This window comes from Thermostichus vulcanus str. 'Rupite' (assembly GCF_022848905.1).
Classification (GTDB): domain Bacteria; phylum Cyanobacteriota; class Cyanobacteriia; order Thermostichales; family Thermostichaceae; genus Thermostichus; species Thermostichus vulcanus_A.
Map to the genome: position 1 here is coordinate 1 of NZ_JAFIRA010000039.1, position 19,388 is coordinate 19,388.

The window sequence follows — 19,388 nt, forward strand, 5'->3', positions numbered from 1 at the left end:
GACACTACCGGGAAGATTAGTACTCAGAAGGTGTTGGAATACATCAACGACCCACACCACGGCTGAATAAATTCAGCCTGTGCGCTTATATCCCCCAGTTAGAAACCGGGGGCTTTACGCTGCTCTTCGTAAGGGATCCCCTTTGTTTAGCCAAATGGCTGGGCTCAACTTCTGTTTCTGTTGCTGCTGGCATTGCCATCGCAGGTGCTGCTAGATCTGCCTCTGACCTTAGACCCGACATACAGTCGGAAATAGCAGTAAGGTGAAGGTATGTAAACGAGCTTTTCAGGTTGTATGGCTTCGGACCTGAAGATTCAGAAAATTCTCTACGTGCGGCTGCCCTGCAACCCGATCTTCCCGATTGGGGTGGTCTATTTGGCGGATCACGTCCATAAGCGGTTTCCCAATGTCGAGCAGCGCATCTTCGATATGGGCACCTTCCCACCCTTAGATTTTCGCCGTCGCATGCTAGAGCAGATCGACCATTTCCAGCCAGATTTGCTGGTGTTTTCCTGGCGGGATATTCAAGTCTATGCCCCGGTGAATGGGCGGGCTGGCAATCTGTTGCAGCACTCCTTCGAGTTTCTCTACGCCCGCAATCCCCTGAAGAAATTACGGGGATCCCTAAATAGCCTCAAGTTGGTGTTGGCCTACTATGGCGAGATTTGGCGCAATACCCGCCTGGTCTGGCAAGGGATCCGCCGGGCAAGACGCTACAAACCCCAAGCGGAGGTGGTGTTGGGGGGCGGGGCCGTGAGTGTTTTTTACGAACAACTGGGCCGTTCTCTACCCAAAGGCACGATCATCTCGGTCGGGGAAGGGGAAACCCTACTGGAAAAAGTCATTCAGGGACAGAGCCTGGCCTCTGAGCGTTGCTACCGAGCCAAACTGGAACAACCGCGCCGGGGAATGGTGCATGAGCCGCCACAGCCGTTGCAAAAGACCGCCTGTGACTACAGCTACATCGAAGAGATTTGGCCGGAAATTGAGTATTACCTAGAGGGGGGCGATTTTTACATTGGGGTGCAAACCAAGCGGGGATGTCCCCACAACTGCTGCTATTGCATCTACACTGTCATCGAAGGCAAACAGGTGCGCATCAATCCTGCCGATGAAGTGGTTCGGGAAATGTTGCAACTGTATGAACGGGGGGTACGGAATTTCTGGTTTACAGATGCCCAATTTATCCCGGCTCGTCGATACATTGAAGATGCAGTAGAGTTGCTGCAAAAGATCCTTGCTGCTGGCATGACAGATATTCGCTGGGCTGCCTATATTCGCGCCGACAACCTCACGCCAGAGTTAGCGGATCTGATGGTCAAAACCGGTATGAGCTACTTCGAGATCGGCATTACCAGCGGATCCCAGGAATTGGTACGCAAAATGCGCATGGGCTATAACCTGCGAACAGTATTGGATAGTTGTCGTTATCTCAAGCAGGCGGGATTTCAGGATTTGGTCTCGGTCAATTACTCCTTCAATGTAATTGATGAGCGACCGGAAACCATTCGGCAAACCTTACGGTATCATCGTGAACTGGAGGCTATCTTTGGCCGGGATAAGGTGGAACCCGCCATCTTTTTTATTGGCCTACAACCTCACACTCACTTAGAAGATTATGCTCGCAAAATAGGGGTGATTGATGAACATTTCAACCCCATGACCATGACCCCTTGGACGGCCCGGAAATTGCTCTGGAACCCAGAACCAATGGGATCCTTTTTTGGAGAGGTGTGCTTAGAAGCCTGGGATCGTAACCCGAATGACTTTGGCCGCGAAGTGATGGATATTCTAGAGCGTCGACTGGGTCTGGCGGAGCTGGAGGAAGCTTTGAGTGCGCCTTTGGCTGGAGTTTACGTGTCGTGACATCCACTCGACACTGACCGGTAGAGCCCGGAATTCTCGTCGCGTTAGTGGGCTGGAGTCCTTACCTGTGGAAGCAGAAATTGCTGGCGGGTGAGGTGCAACAGTGTCAAGGCTCTCACAGCCTCTGCCTGGAGGAAATCATGACGATACAAAACTTTACTTTTGTAGCGCCAGTTACTTCGTCTCCCATAACAACTGGCTAGGGTCTGCAGAGGTAAGGATGTACATCCGCAAAATCAGTGCCCAACTATTGCCAAAGACGGGTGATGGATGGGCTGCTGTGTGTCTTCAGAAGAGGTTATCTTATGCGTCGTCGTTCATTTTTAGCCTATTCCATGGGAGCTGGTGTGGCAGCCGCTAGTGCCAGTTCGCTAAGGGTGCCGTTTGCCGTAGCCTTGGAAGGGGAGGGCAACCTGGTGATGCAGCTGGATTGGAAGTTTAACGTCCAGTTTGCAGGGCTGCTACTGGCTGACCATTTGGGGTTGTATGCCGACAAGGGGTTGGAGGTGGTGATCAAACCCTGGGAATCGAATATGGTGGTGCCCGAAACCGTGGCAGCCTCTAGCATGATGATTGGCTGTGCGGAACAGAACCTGATTTTAGAAGCCCAGGCCGAAGGAGCCAGCCTGAAGGCTCTAGCCACCATGTTCCAGGCGTCTCCCTATGCCCTAATGACCATGCCCGACAGCGGCCTCACTACCCTCCAAGACTTGGTGGGCAAGACCGTGGGAGTGCATGTGGATGGGGTGAAGGTGATGGAACTGGTGAAAGGGGTAAATAACATTGCTCCCGACGCGATTAAGGTGATTGAGATTCCCTATGAAGATAAGATTGGTCGTCTGATCCGGGGTGAACTGGCGGCCTTGCAATGTTATGCGGTCGATGAACCCATCGCCTTTGCCAACGAGGTGGGTAAGGAGCCGATTTTGCTCCCCATGGATACTTATGGCTACGACGCCTATGCCCAAACCTTTTTCACTACCGATGCGATGTTAGCAGCCCATGGAGACATGGTGAAAGCGTTCCTGGAAGCCAGTTTTGCAGGTTGGGCCGCGGCCCTGGCGGATATTCCTGGCACCGCAACCCTAGTGGCAGAGAAGTATGCGGAACCGGGCAGCAAGTACACTGATGTGGGGTACCAGACGCGATCACTCGAACTGGTAGCGGAGTATGTGCTGCGGGGCATTTCATCGGAGCAGTTGGGGGTGATTGATGGCGATCGCTGGATGCTGGCCGCAGAGCGGATGGCGGAGTATGGCATCATCAGTGCGGCTCCGTCCCGTGAACAGGCGCTGAATCTGTCCCTGTGGTCGGGGATGAGGGCATAGCCCACTGTTGTTGAGGCAGATTTTCCAGATGTTGTGGTAGGTGCTTACTGCTGCGCACGGCTTTCAGCCTACGGGGGCAGCTTATACCCCACTTAGCAAGTGGGGAGACTCCCTAGCGCAGCAGTGTCTAGCACTTTGTATCCTGACGCCGCACGCCTACAGCGGGGCAAGCCCTAGCTACGTATACAGCGCAGGAACGTTCTCGAGCTCTTAGGGGTTAAACTACCTTTTGGAAGCCTTCAGAGAATGGGCAGGATATGCTGGTCTGAAGCAGAGAGGGCAGGGATCCCATCTCTCTGCTTCGGTGATGAATGTTCTGCTACCGTTAGCTCCCATGCCGACCCCACCACCCACCTACTATCAACAGCTGGGGCTTGACCCTCAGGCCAGCCTAGAGGAGATCAAAACTGCCTATCGAAAACGTGCCCGTCAGGTTCATCCTGATGGGTTGCCTGCGGAAACGCCGGAGTATCTGCGCCAGTTGGCCCAACGGGAGTTTCTGCAGTTGCAGCGCGCCTACCGGGTCTTAAGTGATAGCCAGCAACGGCAGGCTTACGATCTTAGCCTCAAACCGAAATCCTTACCCCCCCGTCCACCTGTGGCGGTGGTACCTGTCCCGGAGCCGATTCCTCCTACCCCCAGTTGGCCGACTTTGTTGAGTGCTGGATTGGCAGGGGCAGCCCTGTGTTTAGTGGGTTTGGCCCTCTGGAACAGCTTAAGCCCGGCCCAAAGCCTAGAAATGGCCAACAAAACGACTGTGGAAGACGCGGTTCATTTGAGTGCGGCAACGGGTCCAGTCGGGATCCCTGTTTCTGAAGGGGTAGTTCCCCGTTCCTCTGCCGTGGCAGGAGAACTGGTGCAGGAAGTCACCGTCTCACAAGCCATGACGACAACTCAGCCAGAGACTCCTTTTCAGCCCTCTGCGGAGCAGATCGACCGTTTTGCCCGGGCGTTGGTGGAGGTGCAGCCCCTGTTACAAGCTACCCAAAATCGTCTTGAACGGGCCAACAGCAGTGAAGAACGTCAGCAAATCGAACAACAGTTTGAAAACGCCGCCAGCAAGGTGATCGTCGCCAACCAACTGACCCCCGAAGAGTATCACCGCATCTCCGCCAGTGCCCAATCGGATCCGCAAGTAGCGGCCTCGGTAACAGCAGCCGTGCGTCGTTGGATGCCCTGAGTACTGAGTCGTGGAGAAAACACCTCGTAGATCACCGTCAAGGGTTCCCCCTTGTGCAACAAAAGGTAATGCCTAGCCCAGAAGGGGCCGGGACAGCCTAGCAGCTGGGCAATGGGATCCGCTTGGCCGCAATAAAGTCTGCGTAACTCCCGAAAGGTTTCCAGTCGTTCTTGGATCAGGTTTTGGCCAATTGGGTTTTCTGGGTTCGGCAAGTGGTGGGCTAGGTGGTCGGGGTTCCACCAGGAGGTGGCGTAGAGCAAGGGCTGTTGAGAGGTTGCCCCACTGAGCCAAACGCGCCGCCGCATCAAAGGGGATCCCAGCCGTGCCAAATCCTTGGTCAGGCGTTGCATCGATTTGGGGATGGTACTTTGTTGTGCCCACAGATCCACTGGCCCCGTGTCGAGTAGATGAGCCTGAATTGGTTCCTGGGTCAAAGTGGCAAGGTTACGAGTGGTAAACCCATCTCCCAGCAGCAGCAAGCGCAACAGAGGATCCACCTCTACCAGTTTGGGGAGCAGTGGATCTGCTTCTCCCTGCCAGTGCAGGTGCAGGGGCCACCAGTCAGCCACCGTCGCATCGCAAGGAGAAGCGTCCGCTCTAGAGGGAGTGTCCGCAGGGGTAGGAGCCGAGACCCAAGCGGATCCCACCTCGTCGGCATGGCAGGTGAACGGAGAGAGGGAGGGTTCCAAGGTGGCGGCCCAGTTGTTAAGTTCTGTATCGCTCCCTCAGTTTAACCCACCCTATTGTTTCTGTTCTAGGGGTTTTCCTAACTTGTGCCCGGTTGCACCAGCAGCCGCACCACCCAAGGCACCACCACAATGACGCTGATCAGACGCGCTAGGTGCATGACCATCACCGTACTGGTTTGCGCCCCCATATCCAGGGCGATCAAGCTCATATCGGAAATGCCCCCTGGCGCTGTACCCAACAAAGCGGTCAGTCGCTCAATGCCCAACCAACGGGAGACCAAGTACCCAGATAACACACCGGTACCGATAGCAATGGCGGTGCAAAGCAACGCCGGTCGCCACAGATCTTTCAGAGCAAGAAACGTGTCGGCAGTAAGCTTGGTACCCAAGATCGTGCCCAACACCAGCTGCATAGCAAAGCGAATCCCAGCTGGGGGAGTCGGAATCGGAATTATCCCCCAGACATTCACCAAACCCACCGCCACCATCGAACCTACCAAAGCTCCCGCTGGAAGCTTCAGTTTTACCCCAATCAGGGCACCGGCCAACCCGATTAACAACGTCCAGAGATAGCTCATCATTTTGGTTGGGCCTTTAGAAGTGTGGATTCCTGTGAGCCAGATTCAGGCCCACTCTCGCCACGGCATCGAGCACAGGTGCCGTAGAAGTCAAGCACATGGTACTCGATCACAAATTGATACTGCCCAGAAAGTTGGGATTCCAAATCTCCAACGGGACAACCCGATAGAGGTATCACCTGACGACATTGGGTGCAAATCAGATGATGGCGATTGTGGCCGTTGCTGGGCAAGACCTGATAGTAAGTCTGGGGATCCCCGAGGTTGACTGATTGCAGTTTGCCCTCATTGCGTAGCGCATCCAGAACTCGATAAACCGTAGCCAGTCCAACGGTGTGGTTGGCGTTACGCAATTCCAGGAAAATTTCCTGAGCCGAAAGTGGCTGTGACTGATGCTGAAGCACCTCCAGGATCAATTTCTGGTTGCGAGTTTGGCGAGAGGAGGACATGTTCAACCCTTCTAAATCCTTCGGGTCAGCGCTCAGATTCCGCCTCAGCTTTCATACGCTCTAGCGTCCGATTCATATGGTCGAACATTTGGCTGGGGGAGACCCCAAAGCTCCCCAGTTGGGTTTGCAATTGTTTGATGGTCATTTGGGCCATAAAGTCATCGGAGAGTTCCAGCCGCTTCATAAAAATGCGTTGGCGCTCCAGTAAATCCTCCATCTGTTCGATGAAGATTTTTTTACCTTCCCGGTCAAATTTGCCGTACTGTTCCCCAAGCTGCATCAGGTTTTGGAAATCCTGAAACAGTTGCTTGGCCTCCTCTTGTACGATCTCAGAGTCGAAGAAGCTCATGGTCTTCCGTCTGCCCTGGATAAACTGTATTGGGTGTTCCCATCCTATCCGATCTGAGTCGCCTTCCTGCGAGTACGGGATCCCGCTCTAGCTCAGGATGGATTTCTGGCTTGTTTGGCTCGGTGTCTACAATGCTCCCGTTTCCTTGTGTTAAGGCTTACACTCAGCCGGCTTTGGCCCAGCAGTGGTGCGAAGGGGTGCAGGGATCCCAACCCCTGTTTCTTGCTTGTTTGGGCTTCACGCAAACGGCCCTGATCCCCGGTATCTCGGCTGCAGGTGCCACCCCGGCCCTGCGCCGTTACACTGCCCTGGCAGACGGGGAACTGCTGCTGAGGGGCCATTCTCACCGTTTGCCCACCTCCCCGGACGGCTACCCCTCGCCGGTGGTGATCAGCCGCGCCATTCTGACGGAGTTGGGGATCCCGTACCAGGTGTTCGATTGTGGCTTGCCGGATCCCTTGCCGGGTGCCATTCCAGTCAGGGGGAGAGGGGTGGCTCAATGTTTGAGTACGGGCAGAGCTTTGCCGCTTGAGCAGGTGAGCTCTTTGTGGCAGGAGGGGTATGAGCGGGGATCCCGCCTAAGCTCCGGTTATTGGGTGATTGGGGAGTGTGTGGCGGGGGGGACAACCACAGCTTTGGCCCTGCTGCTGGGGTTGGGCTGGAGGGCAGAGGGCATGGTCAACAGCAGTCACCCAGTGTGTAACCATGCTCAGAAGTTGGCTTTGGTGCGTCAGGGGTTGGCGAATCTTCCCGCAGGGGCTTCTGCGCTGCAGGTGGTGGCCGCAGTGGGGGATCCCATGCAGCCCTTTGTGGCCGGGTTGGCCATGGGGGCGGCCCAGCAGGGTAGGGTGCTCTTGGCGGGGGGTACACAAATGCTGGCGGTGGTCGCTCTGATGATGCGCTTGGGGGCAGAGCACGGGATCCCTTGGCCTAAGGAGAATGTAGCCGTGGGTACTACCCGTTGGGTGGTGGCGGATCCCTCGGGTAACACGGTAGCGTTGGCACAATCACTGGGAACGGTGCCCCTTTTGGCAACGCAGCTGAGCTTGATGAACAGCCACCATCCTGCCCTGCAAGCCTACGAACGCGGCTATGTGAAAGAAGGGGTGGGTGCAGGTGGATTGGCCATTGCCAGCAGCCTCTACGCCCGCTGGAGTCAGGAGGAACTCTTGGCTGCAATCGATAAAAGCTACGAACAGCTGGTGCTTCAAGCCGCCTCTAGGGGGGCCATGGTCAAGCCTTCCTGAAGCAATTGCTGGTGGTAAAGTTCTGCCTGTTCTTGAGGGCCTACCCAAACAATTGCTTGCCCTTCGGCATCCACCTGCACCGTCAGTTGTCGTGCTAGGGGCAAGGTCATGCCGGGTATGTATTTCAGTAAACACTCGGTGACGTGCTGGAAGGTGTTGAAATCGTCATCTAGGACGATCACCTTGAAGTGAGGATAGGGTTGGCGAACCCGTGTTCTCGACGGAGACGACTGCTGTGCGGGCAGGGTTGGAGCTTCCGTAGTCATAGCAGAAGAAATCGAGACAACACTGAATGAACTACCGAATGATTTGGGCTTCTCAATCGCAATAGTCAGATGCAATAGTCAGAAACCTATCTATCATTTTTTACCATCTCTACCATTTCTGATGCTTGTCATCTCTAATGCTTACATTATCATTTGCATCATAATTCACAGCCAGCATCTGTTCAAAGGGTTGCGTACCCCTTAGCTCAGCTCTTCTCGCAACGAGCGGCGGGGCTTTTGTCCACCAAAGTTGCGCTCAAAATACAGGGCGGTGGCGCGATGAAGGATCCCTGCCTGAGCCAGGGCATAACACAGGGATCCACCAGGGGGCAGGTGTTCTTGTACCTGTTGAATTTGTGTGGCGTTGACCAATCCAGAAGCCTTGAGGTAGTCGGCCACATGACGTCCCCCCGACAGAGCGACGGAGTACCCCCCTTCGCTGAAAAATTTGACCGTCTCTGGCTTGAGGTGGCTGTGGTGAGCCAGCACGTCCGTAAAGGTACCCCCTTCCTTTTCCCAGGCATGGATGACCGTTTCGATACCCTGGTTGTCGATCAGGGCAGCAGCACGCAATTGTGTCAAGACGCGCTGTACCCAGGGGGTAGCCCGCTGTAACGCTTCCAGATCCTCTTCGCCCAAATACCCTTGTGGGGGCAGATCTGTGGGTTCGGCTACAGGGGTGGTCATCTCAGCGGCCAACTCGGCAATGGTCAGTGCTTCGATGTCCTCGGATTCAGGTTCTATTGGGGCTGGGGGACTGGGGGCAGCAGGGGCTAGCGGCGGTGGCATCTGCTGCGCTTTGGCGAGGGCGGCTGTTAGGGTACGGTTTTCCTCTTCGGCTTTTTGCAACTGGGCTTGCAGTTGGCGCACTTGGGCTTGGGCCGCTTGCAGTTGAGTTTGGGCCTCTTGATACTGCATCTGCAGGCGGTGAGTAACCTCAGCCGTTTCTTTGCGGGCGTGCGCCAAGTCGGAAACCAAGCGATTTTTGGTGGATTGGGCCAGTTGCAGCTGGTGTTGATGGTCTTCCAGGGTGTGGTTGAGGGCAGCTATTTGGTCTTGGGCCTGTTGCAGTTGCTGCTGGAGCTTAGCTTGGATCTGTTGGGCCTGGGTCTGTTGTAATTGTTGTTGATGCTGCAGCTGGGATCCCAGCTCCTGGAATTTATGCTTGGCCTGGGCTTGCCATTCCGTCAGTTCGTGGCAGCGGCGGCGCAGGGTTTCCAGTTCGGTTTGGGCGGTTTGCAGTTGTTCGGCCAGGGCTTGGGTTTGGGCGGAGCCCTGGGTTTGCTGAGCTTGGAGCTGGCCTGCGAGTTCCTGAATGCGCTGCTGATCAGCCGTTTTTTGCTGAGTTGCCTGTTCGATTTGGGCAGCTAGCTGGGCTTCCAATTCGGCAATGCGCTGTTGCTGCTCGTGGTGGCGGGCTTGAAACTCGGCGATCTGCTGCACCGATTGGCCGGCCATGGCCCGTTGCTGTTCTCGTTGTTGCTCCAGTTGGGTCTCGAGGGCGGCCACTTGCGCTTTGTAGCTTTCCAGTTGGGCTTTGTACTGCAGGGTGGCTTGATAGGCCCCACGGGCAGCTTGTAAAGGAGAGGTATACAGGGGGGGTTGATCGGGAATGGTGGACCAGTGCTCCAGCAGCACCTCCCAACTGTTGGCGGCTCCTGCTTGGCGACGCAGCTGCTGTTGCTTAGCGAGCGCCCAGTCTAGCCAGTGGGATTGCACCCAGCCCTGTTGAACCAAGATCTCCCCAAGTTTCCGTTGGGGGTGTTGCTTTTGGTAGGTCAGGGCCTCATGAATTTGCTCCAGCTTCAGATAGCCGTGCAACATCAGGATCTCGCCGATGCGCACCAACTCGATTGGGATGAGGGGGTAGAGATCTTCAGGGGCTACCCAGCCATGCTCCATACACAACTCCCCCAGCATCAAGGGGTTGTCCGCTTTTTCCCACATGGCCTGTGCCAGTTGGGCCGGGGTGAGCAGTCCAGCTTTGTTGAGAGCCTCTCCTAAGCGGATCTCGAATTTTTCCCGGTCAATCGCGGCTGGGGCAGGACTGGTCGACCGATTCATCGGGACTCTCCAGTACAAGGAGCAAATTTCGTTACACCTATCATAATGGAAAACCCTCAGGAAGATGGGATGTAAGTGCTGTTGTCAACAGGTATCAACAAGTGAGTCAGAAGCTAGCCAGCGGTTCACCTACATTACAAATGCAATGGATTACTATTGATTTTTCCTTGGTTTCTCCGCGATGTTTGTGGGTTGAGGGGTTGATGATTTTTCATCATCTTGATGATCCCTTTGATGACTCACGCTGTTCCTGATGCTGAGCAAACTGCTGGAGCTGCCGTAGGATCAACAACTGTCCCATGCCCAAAGGCAACAGAGAAACCGCCTCCACCCGCAACTGCACCCAGCCATTTCCCCATAGCCAATCGCAGTAGCCATCGGCTCCTCCCCACATCAGCAAACGCAAGCGCTCCGGCAGGAGGGTTTCCACTTGGTGCATGATCGAGACAGGGCCACATTGGGCGTTAAAGGTGCTGCCCATTTCCAAGCTTTCGGGCAGGGATCCCTGTAATTGTTGAGGCCAGATCCATTGACGCAACAGCTCCATTTCTGTCAGGCAGCGCCGCAAGGTTGATGAACCGGCCTCGACCTCAACCCGAATGGTGGATGATTGGAGTGTTCCTAACATAGCTATCCCGTGTAGCCCATCTCGTGACTAGGGCAGCAGTCTGTGCCCCTGTCCTTTCAACACAGCCTGACTCTATTCTGGTCGATTTGCGGGGTTTGCCTACTCCTTCTCGAAGATTTTGCCCTTGAAGGTCTCTCGTCCCCACCTGGTTGCCATCTTTGCCCAGAGCCTGGATGGAAAAATCGCCGCCGATCGGCGGCAGCGCCCCTCCTTTGGTAGCCGCGAGGATTATCAGCACCTAGAAACCCAAGCCGCCCAACAACAGGCCTTGATCATGGGAGCAGCCACCTTGCGGGCTTATGGCACCAGCCTGCGCATCCGGGATCCAGAACTCTTGCGCCAACGAGCTGCACAGGGCCTCCCCCCCCAACCCCTGACGATCATCTGCTCCGCCAGTGGGCAGATTCCCCCTGATCTGCCTTTTTTCCGACAGCCCCTGACCCGCTGGCTGTGGACAACGCCTGCGGGAGCGCAAGCCTGGCCTCCGGGATCTGGCTTTGAGGAGGTCTGGGTGGCTGCGGATTGGGATTTGCTGGCTCGACTGCTCCGCCTCAAAAGCCTGGGCCTAGAGCGGGTGGGGGTGCTGGGAGGGGGGCGACTGCTGGGGGCTTTTTTGCAGGCCCAGGCGCTGGATGAGTTGTGGATGACTTTGGCCCCGATACTCCTGAGTGGATATCCTGACCCGCCCGCCAGTATCGAAGGTTGGCAACTGCAGGGATCCCCGCCCCGGTTACGGCTACTGGAGTGCCATCCGGGATCCGTAGAGCTGTTTTTGCGCTACCGGCTGGACTGGCCGGATCCCTAAGCAAATTTTTGTTCAAATCCAGATTTCCCAACTATCCACAGGTTTTCCCCAGGTTTTCCACAGCTTTTGGGGTAGTTTTCCACAAGCAGATTGCCTCCATTGCAGCCATCGAAGCTTTTTGTGGAAAAACGAGGATAAAAAGGTTCGAGCGAATACACTCAAGAAAAGGTAACAGAATAAGGTTGTTTTTGCCGATGCTATCAAAGATGAAGCCAAGATTTCTGTAACATTATCTTCTCGGATCAGGATTGACATCCCCTATGGGGCAGAGGGCAGAATAGCCCCACCTGCGGATGAAGGATGGGGCGGTTTCCCCCAACCGCATCCCCAGAGTCAGCCAGTTTTGGGTATGGGACTCCGTCCCGTTCAGGCAAACGGTCGTTTTTGCTCTTGTACCCCTTCCACTGGGTTATTAGCAGCCCGGTGTTTCTTCGCTTTTCTCCAGCCGCTTAGGCGTTTTGGGTTTTTCGTTGCCGATCTGTCTCGAGCTGTCTTCTGTCGAGCAGTTCCGGCTTTGCCTGTGGCAACCAACCCATCTGTTCCCCCCTTCGACCCGGAGTGAGTATTTCTTATGAGTTCTCCCAGTGTCAGTATTTTGAGCGAAATTCCGGAGGAGCTGCACGATACCCTCAAGGGTTATCTCTCTCGCCATCCCGACTGGGATCAGGATCGGGTGGTGACGGCGGCACTCTCGCTGTTCCTGCTTCAAAGCGGGGATACCGACCGACGGGCAGCACGTATTTACCTGGACAGCCTGTTTCGTCGTAGCTGAGCCTAGACATTAGCCGATAAGAGCTATTTGCTAGCCTGGGCTAGGGATCCAAATCCAATAGGGATAAGGGATAGCAACGTGCCACGCGGCTTTGGGCCTGGGAAAAATAAGAACCCGTCTCGGCGGCAGACTCAGGGTTCACTCAGCTCTGGAGAGCAGGGATCCCCTTCAACCGCTACTCTGCTTGCAGATTCCTTGGCCCTGGCCCGCCGATATCAGCAATCCGGACAACTGGTGGTTGCCCTGCGCCTTTGCCAGCGATTGGTTCACGCCTACCCCGAAGATTTCGAGGCCCATTGTTTGCTGGGATCCCTCTACCTCCAAATGGGGGATCCCCGGCAAGCCCTGCCCCAACTGCAACTGGCCTTGCATCTGCGTAAGGATGGGATCCCCGCTTGGCGAGAGCTGGGCCATGCCTGGATGATGCTGGGCAACCTGGAGGAAGCGGTGCGGGCCTATGGGCAAGGATTGGCCCTGGCGCCGCAGGATGGGGAATTACTCTTGGGTTTGGGCAGTGGTTTACTGGCACAAGGGAACCTTCCGCAGGCGATTGCGGTGTTGGAACAAGCGGTTGCAGCCGAGCCCCCGCCCGTTTATGCCCTGGCCAGCCTGGGCAATGCCCTGATGCTGAGCGGCCAACTGCCTGAAGCGGAAACCTATTTTCGTCAAGCCCTGGCCCTAGAACCTACGGAAGGACGGATCTGGGTTAATCTCGGCCATTGCCTCCATCTGCAGGATCGCCTTGAAGAGGCCGCCGCCTCTCTCAGACAGGCCCTGCCCCTGTTGCCAAGGGATCCTCAGCCTCACAACAACCTGGGCACCATCTTGCAAGAGCAGAACCAGCTGCCAGCTGCCATTGAGTGCTACCGGCGCAGTTTACGCTTGGCCCCCAACCTGGCGGAAACCCACTGGAACCTGGGTACGGCTTTGCTCACCTTGGGTCAGTATGCCGAGGGCTGGCGGGAATACGAATGGCGACTGCGGCAACGGCAGGCGGACTATCCCACGTTTGCCCAACCCCTGTGGATGGGATCCCCTCTGGGGCAACAAACCCTGCTGATTTATGCCGAACAGGGGCTGGGGGATACCCTTCAATTTGTGCGCTATCTACCGTTATTGGCCCAAGCCCACCCCGAAGCGCATCTCCTGTTCCGTTGCCAGCAACCTTTGGTTCAGCTCCTGAAAGCCCATTTTGAGAGTCCTCACCTCCAGGTCTTCTCGGAACAAGATCCCTTGCCGCCTTTTGATACCCATCTGCCTCTGCTCAGCTTGCCCCAGCGGCTGGGCACAACCCTGGAGACGATTCCGGCCCGGATCCCTTATCTCTCCAGTCTCAGGCCAGATGCCTTAGGGATCGAAAGTCTACCAGAGCCTTCCCACAGTACCTTTCTAAAAGTGGGCCTCGTGTGGGCCAGTGGCCGACGGGCCAATCTGGAGCTGAACCGCATTCAACGGCTAAAAAGTTGCCCGATTGAGCTGTTGCTTTCCCAGCTGCAGATGCCTGGGATTCAGTGGGTAAGCCTGCAGGTGGGGGAGGATCTCACCCCATGGGGATCCCTATTCGAACAGCATCAGGTGTTGGAGGTGGGATCCCGCTTTCACAGTTTTGTCGATACGGCGGCGGCAGTAGCCCCGTTGGATTTGGTGATCAGTGTCGATACGGCGGTGGCCCATTTGGCCGGAGCGATGGGCAAACCGGTGTGGGTTTTGCTCCCGTTTGCCGCCGATTGGCGTTGGTTACTGGAACGGGCGGATAGCCCCTGGTACCCGAAGTTGATGCGTCTGTTCCGGCAACAGGTGCCGGGGGATTGGACAGGGGTATTGGAGCAAGTGCGAGTGTCCCTTCAAGGTTGGCTAGAAGGGATCCCTAAATCCCCATCACCAAAACCCTAAAAACCAGAGCTACTCATCCCCTTGAATGATGCGCTGAAATAGATAGCCCGTTCCCCGTGCCGTCAGGATCAGTTCCGGATTGCTTGGGTCATCTTCCAGCTTTGCCCGCAGCCGAGAAATATGCACATCCACAACGCGGGTATCCACATGGCGCTCCGGGGTATAGCCCCACACTTCCTGCAGAATTTCCGAGCGCGAGAAGGCTTCTCCTGAACGGCTGACCAACAATTCCAACAAGCTGAACTCCATGCCCGTCAAGCGAATGCGCTCGTCCCGCTTGTAGACTTGGCGTTTGTTGGTGTCGATGCGAATATCCCCCACCTGAATCACGCCGGAACTGGGGATCCCGTCATGGGCTGCCCGTGCTACCCGCCGCAGTACCGAACGAATGCGTGCTTCTAACTCTTTCGGCGAAAAGGGCTTGACCACGTAATCATCCGCCCCCAGTTCCAACCCAGTGATCCGATCCGCGACATCCCCTAGGGCGGTGAGCATGATGATCGGGATGTCGGATTCTTTCCGCAGCTCCTGACAGACCCCGTAGCCATCCAGCTTCGGCATCATTACATCCAGCACCACCAGGTCAGGATCCTGCTTGTGAAAGGCATCTAGCGCTTCTTCTCCATCGGAGGCCGTGACCACGTCATACCCAATCATGGATAGACGGGTTTCCAAAATGCGTCGAATGCTAGCCTCGTCATCCACCACGAGAATCCGTTCCTTACGCTGTGCTTCCACGATGCTGCAACTCCTGAACTTCTAAATGGGATCCAAAAAAATAGGATGGCGGCAAACGCCACTTAAGGTAGCTAGAGCTAGATCCAGTCGATTGGGTCGATTGAACAGACTTAGCTCTTTGAGGGCAGACTGACCTCAGGAACTTCAACATTCTCAAGCTTTCACTCATCAGGAATCAACCTAGTATCTGACCGACACATCTGCCCCAAGAACAGATACAGAACAGAAGGTTCTCTCGATAATTGATTCAATTCTGTTAAAAGCTCCAACTTCAACTCTACCCAGTATTCACCAACAGCAAATGCAAATCACTCCTCTTGATAGAAACCATCGAGAAACCATCGCGGTCAGCTGAGATCAAGTCTGAGAAGTCTTCGCAACAAGTTACTTTCCACAAACTAATTTATCATCCGGAACCAGCTTCTAGCCCACCTTAAGGTCTTATTTTCTGGCTATTTTGCCGAATTTGATACATACCTTCACAACTTCTTCAGGTTGCTGCCCATTTCCCCAGAATGAACCTCAGGGAAAGCCGTGGTTGCCATTTGTGGATGCCCGAGCCTTATCTCCCGGCTAGTCACGGTTTTACAGCCCTTGGCGCCAAGAGCACGCTAGCGCGTCTGTCTCCAACAGGCTTTGCCAACGCCTCTCGTCCTACGGACGACCCGGAGGGTCATGGTGCTCCGCACGACCCGGAGGGTCATGGTGCTCCGCACGACCCGGAGGGTCATAGCGACCCCAACACCAGTCATCTGGCACGGGGTCAATCCCCTTTGCGACAGCGGTGCGGAGCACCCTAGCTCTTTTGAAATCGGTTAGGGACACCACCGTTGTTATGGTCAACCTGTGTTCACTTTAGGGATGCAGAGCATGAAAGGGTTGTAAGCAGAGTGACACTGTGAGAAGACGCTAAACATTGGGGGCCGCCTCAGCAAAAGCTCTGGAGGGTCGCCCAGAAGCTGGGCTTGTCTATGTTTGTCTATGTGATCTTTGGACGAGATTGGCATAGAGCATTCCCACCTCGGTTACGCCAGGTGGGAGAGCTTCATGCGTTATAGATCTGATAGATTTGGTAAATCTAAAGCAGAGAAGGAGTTAACTCGTGTTATTAACTTATGTTAATTTAAGGGCATCTTCACCTTCACTTGCACCGTCCCTATGAACACTCCACTTCCCCACTGGCTTGAGCTAGCCTTGCCCTTTTTTCATCCGGTTTTGATGATGGTAGCCTTTGCCCTTGCCCTTTATGCCCTCTACCTCGGGATCCAGGCGCGGCGGGTACGTACCGCTTCTGCGAATGAACGTAAGGAGTTAATTAAAGGAAAGTTTGGCCAGCGACATTATTTGGCTGGATCCCTGTTTCTGCTGTTGATGGTGTTTGGGGCAATTGGCGGTATGGCAGTCACCTATCTCAACAATGGCAAGCTGTTTGTTGGGCCGCACCTTTTGGCAGGGTTGGGCATTGTGGCGTTGGTGGCCACTTCCGCTTCTCTGGTTCCCCTCATGAAAGATGGGCAAAAGGTTTGGGCGCGCAATGTCCATGTTGTCTTGAATGTGGTGATCCTGGGAGTATTGGGTTGGCAGGCGGTGACCGGATTTCAAATTGTGCAGCGCATCGTCACTCAGATGCTCACCACCCCTCAAGTGGCCTAAGCACCTCAGTCCGGTTTGTCCCATGGCAGGGAGCTTAACGACCCTTAGGGTTATTGCACAATGGATCCCAGTCTGTTTCGGTTCAACCCATGCCTGTTAGTCCCCTTCCCAGTTGGGTCAAGCGCTCCATCGGCAAAGCCAGCGATACCTCCGCCGTGCAGCAGGTGATCAAACAACGGGGCTTGCACACCATTTGCGAAGAAGGGCGTTGTCCGAATCGGGCCGAGTGCTACAGCCAAAAAACCGCCACCTTCCTGCTCATGGGAGGGGTTTGTACCCGGGCTTGCTCCTTTTGTCAGGTAGAAACCGGGCGGCCTGGGCAGTTGGATCCGGAAGAACCGGAAAAAGTCGCTGAAGCTGTACAACTTTTGGGGTTGAGCTATGTGGTGCTGACCTCGGTAGCCCGCGATGATCTGCCGGATCAGGGATCCGGTCGGTTTGTGGAGGTGATGCAGGCGATTCGGCAGCGCTGTCCGGGCACCGACATTGAAGTTCTCACCCCTGACTTTCGTGGCGACCGCGACTGTATTGCCCGGGTGGTGGCAGCCCAGCCCATCTGCTACAACCACAACATCGAAACGGTGCGACGGCTTTCGCAAGCGGTACGGCGGAGCTCGGGGTATGAGTTGTCCTTGCGGGTGTTGAAAACCGTTAAAGAATTGGCTCCGAATTTAGCCACCAAGTCCGGCCTAATGTTGGGCCACGGCGAAACCCGTGCCGAAGTGCTAGAGACCCTCCAGGATCTCCTGGCAGTGGGGTGTGATCGCCTGACGTTAGGACAATATCTCCAGCCCTCCTTGGCCCATCGCCCGGTCGAACGCTACTGGACTCCCGCAGAGTTTGTCGAATTGGGCCAAATCGCCCGTCAGATGGGCTTTCAGCAGGTGCGCTCCGGGCCATTGGTGCGTAGCTCTTACCACGCTGCCGAGATGGGTCAAGATTAGACCAAAATTAAGGGATCCCTAGCATTCCCTTCCCATCGCCCTATACTCCCGCATCCAGTCCTAATTAATAATTAATTAGGGGTTAGGTTCTGGGATACGGTGCATCCGCTCTGGGTGCCAACTTAAGGTCACCTCCGTTCCTTCCGGTAGCCGCCGCGAGTGGATTCCGGGGTTCGGTTGCAGAGCCAAAAGTTTTACCTCAGAGCCAGACACACACACCTGGTAGCGAATGGAAACTCCCAAGTAGGCGGTATCACAAATGTGCCCCGTCAAGTGGCAATGTCCATCCGGGATCCCGTCCCCAGGCAAACTCACTTGAATATGTTCCGGTCGCAAGGCAAACAGGGCCGCTTCTCCCATGCACCGTTCCGCTAGGGATCCCTCGATCAGGTTGGTTTGCCCGATAAAGCTTGCCACAAAGCGGGTGGCCGGTCGTTCGTACAGTTCTGCCGGGGATCCCAGTTGTTCGATGCGCCCCTGATTGAAGACGGCAATGCGATCGCTCATGGTCAGGGCTTCTTCTTGGTCATGGGTAACGTACAAAAAGGTGAGGCCAAGGCGGTGTTGCAGGGCTTTCAGTTCGAACTGCATCTGCTGGCGCAACTTCAAATCCAAGGCTCCCAAGGGCTCATCCAGCAGCAGCACCTGCGGTTGTCCGACAAGGGCGCGGGCCAAAGCTACCCGTTGCCGTTGCCCCCCCGACAGTTGAGCAGGTTTGCGGGATCCCATCTGGGGCAGTTGCACCAAATCCAGTGCTTCTTGAACTCGTTTTTGGCGTTCCTTGGCAGGGAGACCGCGAATCATCAGGCTATAGCCGATATTTTCTGCCACCGTCATGTGGGGAAAGAGGGCATAGTCCTGAAATACGGTGTTCACCTGCCGTCGGTGGGGGGGTAAACCCGAAACATCCTGGCCATTCAACTCAATCCGCCCCTGATCCGGACGCTCAAAGCCCGCGATCATCCGCAAACACGTGGTTTTGCCTGAGCCAGAAGGCCCCAACAAGGTGAAAAACTCCCCCTGTCGCACCTGCAAATTCACCCCATCCACTGCCTGGATCCCGGAAAAATTGCGACTGACCTGCACCATACGAATGGCCGCAGGGGATCCCTTTTCCCTCTCGGCTTGGATGTTACTGAGGCTGGCATCAGGGGTGAGGGCAGATTCGGCAATCATGTCGGCGCGGGTAGCCAATGAACCTATTATGCGGGATCCCTTCTTATATCTATCGGCAGGTCTCCACAAAGGCCGAAAAAATCCCCCGCTGTTGCAGGGGAAAGAGAGACTCATGGCGAGGAGATAAGCTGCATTCTTGTAGTGGTGAAGCAGTTTAGTTGCCCACAGAGCCATGCTCACGCGCTTGTTGCACCAGCTCCCGAATACGAGACCTCATCACAGGGGAGTTGGCTTCCACAATTGGGCTATCCACAAGCAAACTGGCTCGCAATTCCCCCCGAGAGGAAGAGGCACTGGGCTCAAAGTGGCTGCCACCGTTGTTACGAGTTTGACTGGCTTGTCGTTGTAGCGCGCGCACAGCGGGAGTGGCAGTGCTAGTCAGCGTAGCAGAACCACCAATCAGCACAGCGACCGAGAGAAGGGTCAGTGTCATGCGGCGAAGGGGTTTCATACTGGAATCTCCTGAAGAAGGATGGGAACAGAGGTTACTTTCACGATGCATTCATTAAAACTTTTAGATCTGAGTAAGATTTGAGAACACACTGTGAACAGGCAAAGATTTGGCTGAGATATTACTGAAAAAATACCTCAACTTTTGGGTAGTGATTGAGCCCCATTTTTTCCAGAGATTATGCAACCCTAATACTCGGCCACAAATAGGGCTTGACTGTCGATGAGAGCTTTCTCAGAAGCTATGATTGATCCCTTCTTCTATCAGGATATCGCAAAGTTAAGCATTGTTTCAAGGATATTTATATCTTTA

The 19,388-nt window shown here is 55.2% G+C and carries 19 protein-coding genes and 1 pseudogene; 10 read left to right on the forward strand and 10 right to left on the reverse strand.

Annotation, left to right across the window (positions count from 1 at the left end; genetic code table 11):
• From JX360_RS13225 to JX360_RS13240, 4 genes and pseudogenes are all read left to right on the forward strand, one after another.
• A pseudogene (locus JX360_RS13225) lies at positions 1-66 on the forward strand (IS200/IS605 family transposase); the annotation flags it as partial.
• 228 nt (positions 67-294) lie between these two features.
• Positions 295-1,866 (forward strand): photosystem II high light acclimation radical SAM protein, encoded by a 1,572-nt coding sequence (locus JX360_RS13230; RefSeq protein ID WP_244351818.1) that lies wholly within the window; start codon positions 295-297, stop codon positions 1,864-1,866.
• 305 nt (positions 1,867-2,171) lie between these two features.
• Entirely contained in the window at positions 2,172-3,194 is a 1,023-nt protein-coding gene (locus JX360_RS13235; RefSeq protein WP_244351819.1) for an ABC transporter substrate-binding protein, read from the forward strand.
• Positions 3,195-3,528: 334 nt separating this feature from the next.
• Entirely contained in the window at positions 3,529-4,374 is an 846-nt protein-coding gene (locus JX360_RS13240; protein WP_244351820.1) for a DnaJ domain-containing protein, read from the forward strand.
• Here JX360_RS13240 and JX360_RS13245 read toward each other — a convergent pair.
• The 4 genes from JX360_RS13245 to JX360_RS13260 all read right to left on the reverse strand — a co-directional run bounded on the left by JX360_RS13245 (position 4,293) and on the right by JX360_RS13260 (position 6,439).
• The gene (locus tag JX360_RS13245) at positions 4,293-5,063 is read right to left on the reverse strand and encodes a chorismate pyruvate-lyase family protein (protein ID WP_244351821.1); all 771 of its coding nucleotides are present in this window, start codon (positions 5,061-5,063) and stop codon (positions 4,293-4,295) included. The two genes, JX360_RS13240 and JX360_RS13245, sit on opposite strands and share 82 nt — an antisense overlap.
• A 77-nt stretch (positions 5,064-5,140) precedes the next feature.
• Positions 5,141-5,644: an AbrB family transcriptional regulator gene (locus tag JX360_RS13250; RefSeq protein WP_244351822.1), complete on the reverse strand. Its 504-nt coding sequence runs from the start codon at positions 5,642-5,644 to the stop codon at positions 5,141-5,143.
• On the reverse strand, positions 5,641-6,090 hold the full coding sequence (locus JX360_RS13255; RefSeq protein ID WP_244351823.1) for a Fur family transcriptional regulator: 450 nt from the start codon (positions 6,088-6,090) through the stop codon (positions 5,641-5,643). The genes JX360_RS13250 and JX360_RS13255 overlap by 4 nt, the downstream gene beginning before the upstream one ends.
• A 25-nt stretch (positions 6,091-6,115) precedes the next feature.
• A complete protein-coding gene (locus JX360_RS13260; protein WP_244351824.1) occupies positions 6,116-6,439 on the reverse strand; it encodes a DUF1825 family protein in 324 nt (107 codons plus the stop codon).
• A 131-nt stretch (positions 6,440-6,570) separates the two neighbouring features.
• Between JX360_RS13260 and cobT the strand changes: the two genes are divergently transcribed.
• Complete coding sequence (gene cobT, locus JX360_RS13265; protein WP_244351825.1) at positions 6,571-7,686, forward strand: nicotinate mononucleotide-dependent phosphoribosyltransferase CobT; 1,116 nt, start codon at positions 6,571-6,573, stop codon at positions 7,684-7,686.
• Here cobT and clpS read toward each other — a convergent pair.
• The 3 genes from clpS to JX360_RS13280 form a co-directional block, all read right to left on the reverse strand.
• Positions 7,647-7,952 carry an ATP-dependent Clp protease adapter ClpS gene (clpS, locus tag JX360_RS13270; RefSeq protein ID WP_244351827.1) on the reverse strand — a complete coding sequence of 102 codons (306 nt, stop codon included), beginning with the start codon at positions 7,950-7,952 and terminating at the stop codon, positions 7,647-7,649. The two genes, cobT and clpS, sit on opposite strands and share 40 nt — an antisense overlap.
• A 201-nt stretch (positions 7,953-8,153) precedes the next feature.
• On the reverse strand, positions 8,154-10,016 hold the full coding sequence (locus tag JX360_RS13275) for a cyclic di-GMP-binding domain-containing protein, MshE-related (protein ID WP_244351829.1): 1,863 nt from the start codon (positions 10,014-10,016) through the stop codon (positions 8,154-8,156).
• 214 nt (positions 10,017-10,230) lie between these two features.
• Complete coding sequence (locus tag JX360_RS13280) at positions 10,231-10,644, reverse strand: hypothetical protein (RefSeq protein WP_244351831.1); 414 nt, start codon at positions 10,642-10,644, stop codon at positions 10,231-10,233.
• Positions 10,645-10,768: 124 nt separating this feature from the next.
• Between JX360_RS13280 and JX360_RS13285 the strand changes: the two genes are divergently transcribed.
• From JX360_RS13285 to JX360_RS13295, 3 genes are all read left to right on the forward strand, one after another.
• The gene (locus JX360_RS13285; protein ID WP_244351833.1) at positions 10,769-11,449 is read left to right on the forward strand and encodes a RibD family protein; all 681 of its coding nucleotides are present in this window, start codon (positions 10,769-10,771) and stop codon (positions 11,447-11,449) included.
• Positions 11,450-12,020: 571 nt separating this feature from the next.
• Positions 12,021-12,221 (forward strand): DUF2811 domain-containing protein, encoded by a 201-nt coding sequence (locus JX360_RS13290; RefSeq protein WP_244351835.1) that lies wholly within the window; start codon positions 12,021-12,023, stop codon positions 12,219-12,221.
• 78 nt (positions 12,222-12,299) lie between these two features.
• Entirely contained in the window at positions 12,300-14,114 is a 1,815-nt protein-coding gene (locus JX360_RS13295; RefSeq protein ID WP_244351837.1) for a tetratricopeptide repeat protein, read from the forward strand.
• Positions 14,115-14,123: 9 nt separating this feature from the next.
• Here JX360_RS13295 and rpaB read toward each other — a convergent pair whose 3' ends face one another.
• Entirely contained in the window at positions 14,124-14,852 is a 729-nt protein-coding gene (gene rpaB / locus JX360_RS13300) for a response regulator transcription factor RpaB (RefSeq protein ID WP_244351839.1), read from the reverse strand.
• 1,158 nt (positions 14,853-16,010) lie between these two features.
• Here rpaB and JX360_RS13305 point away from each other — a divergent pair.
• Together JX360_RS13305 and lipA are read left to right on the forward strand one after the other, a co-directional pair.
• Positions 16,011-16,505, forward strand: coding sequence for a DUF4079 domain-containing protein (locus JX360_RS13305; RefSeq protein WP_244351841.1), 495 nt, complete (start codon positions 16,011-16,013; stop codon positions 16,503-16,505).
• Positions 16,506-16,594: 89 nt separating this feature from the next.
• Positions 16,595-17,449, forward strand: a complete 855-nt coding sequence (lipA, locus tag JX360_RS13310) for a lipoyl synthase (protein ID WP_244351849.1) — start codon at positions 16,595-16,597, stop codon at positions 17,447-17,449.
• Between the two features lie 75 nt (positions 17,450-17,524).
• Here lipA and JX360_RS13315 read toward each other — a convergent pair whose 3' ends face one another.
• Positions 17,525-18,538: an ABC transporter ATP-binding protein gene (locus JX360_RS13315; protein ID WP_425244409.1), complete on the reverse strand. Its 1,014-nt coding sequence runs from the start codon at positions 18,536-18,538 to the stop codon at positions 17,525-17,527.
• Between the two features lie 241 nt (positions 18,539-18,779).
• A complete protein-coding gene (locus tag JX360_RS13320; RefSeq protein ID WP_244351852.1) occupies positions 18,780-19,076 on the reverse strand; it encodes a hypothetical protein in 297 nt (98 codons plus the stop codon).
• Positions 19,077-19,388: the final 312 nt, after the last annotated feature.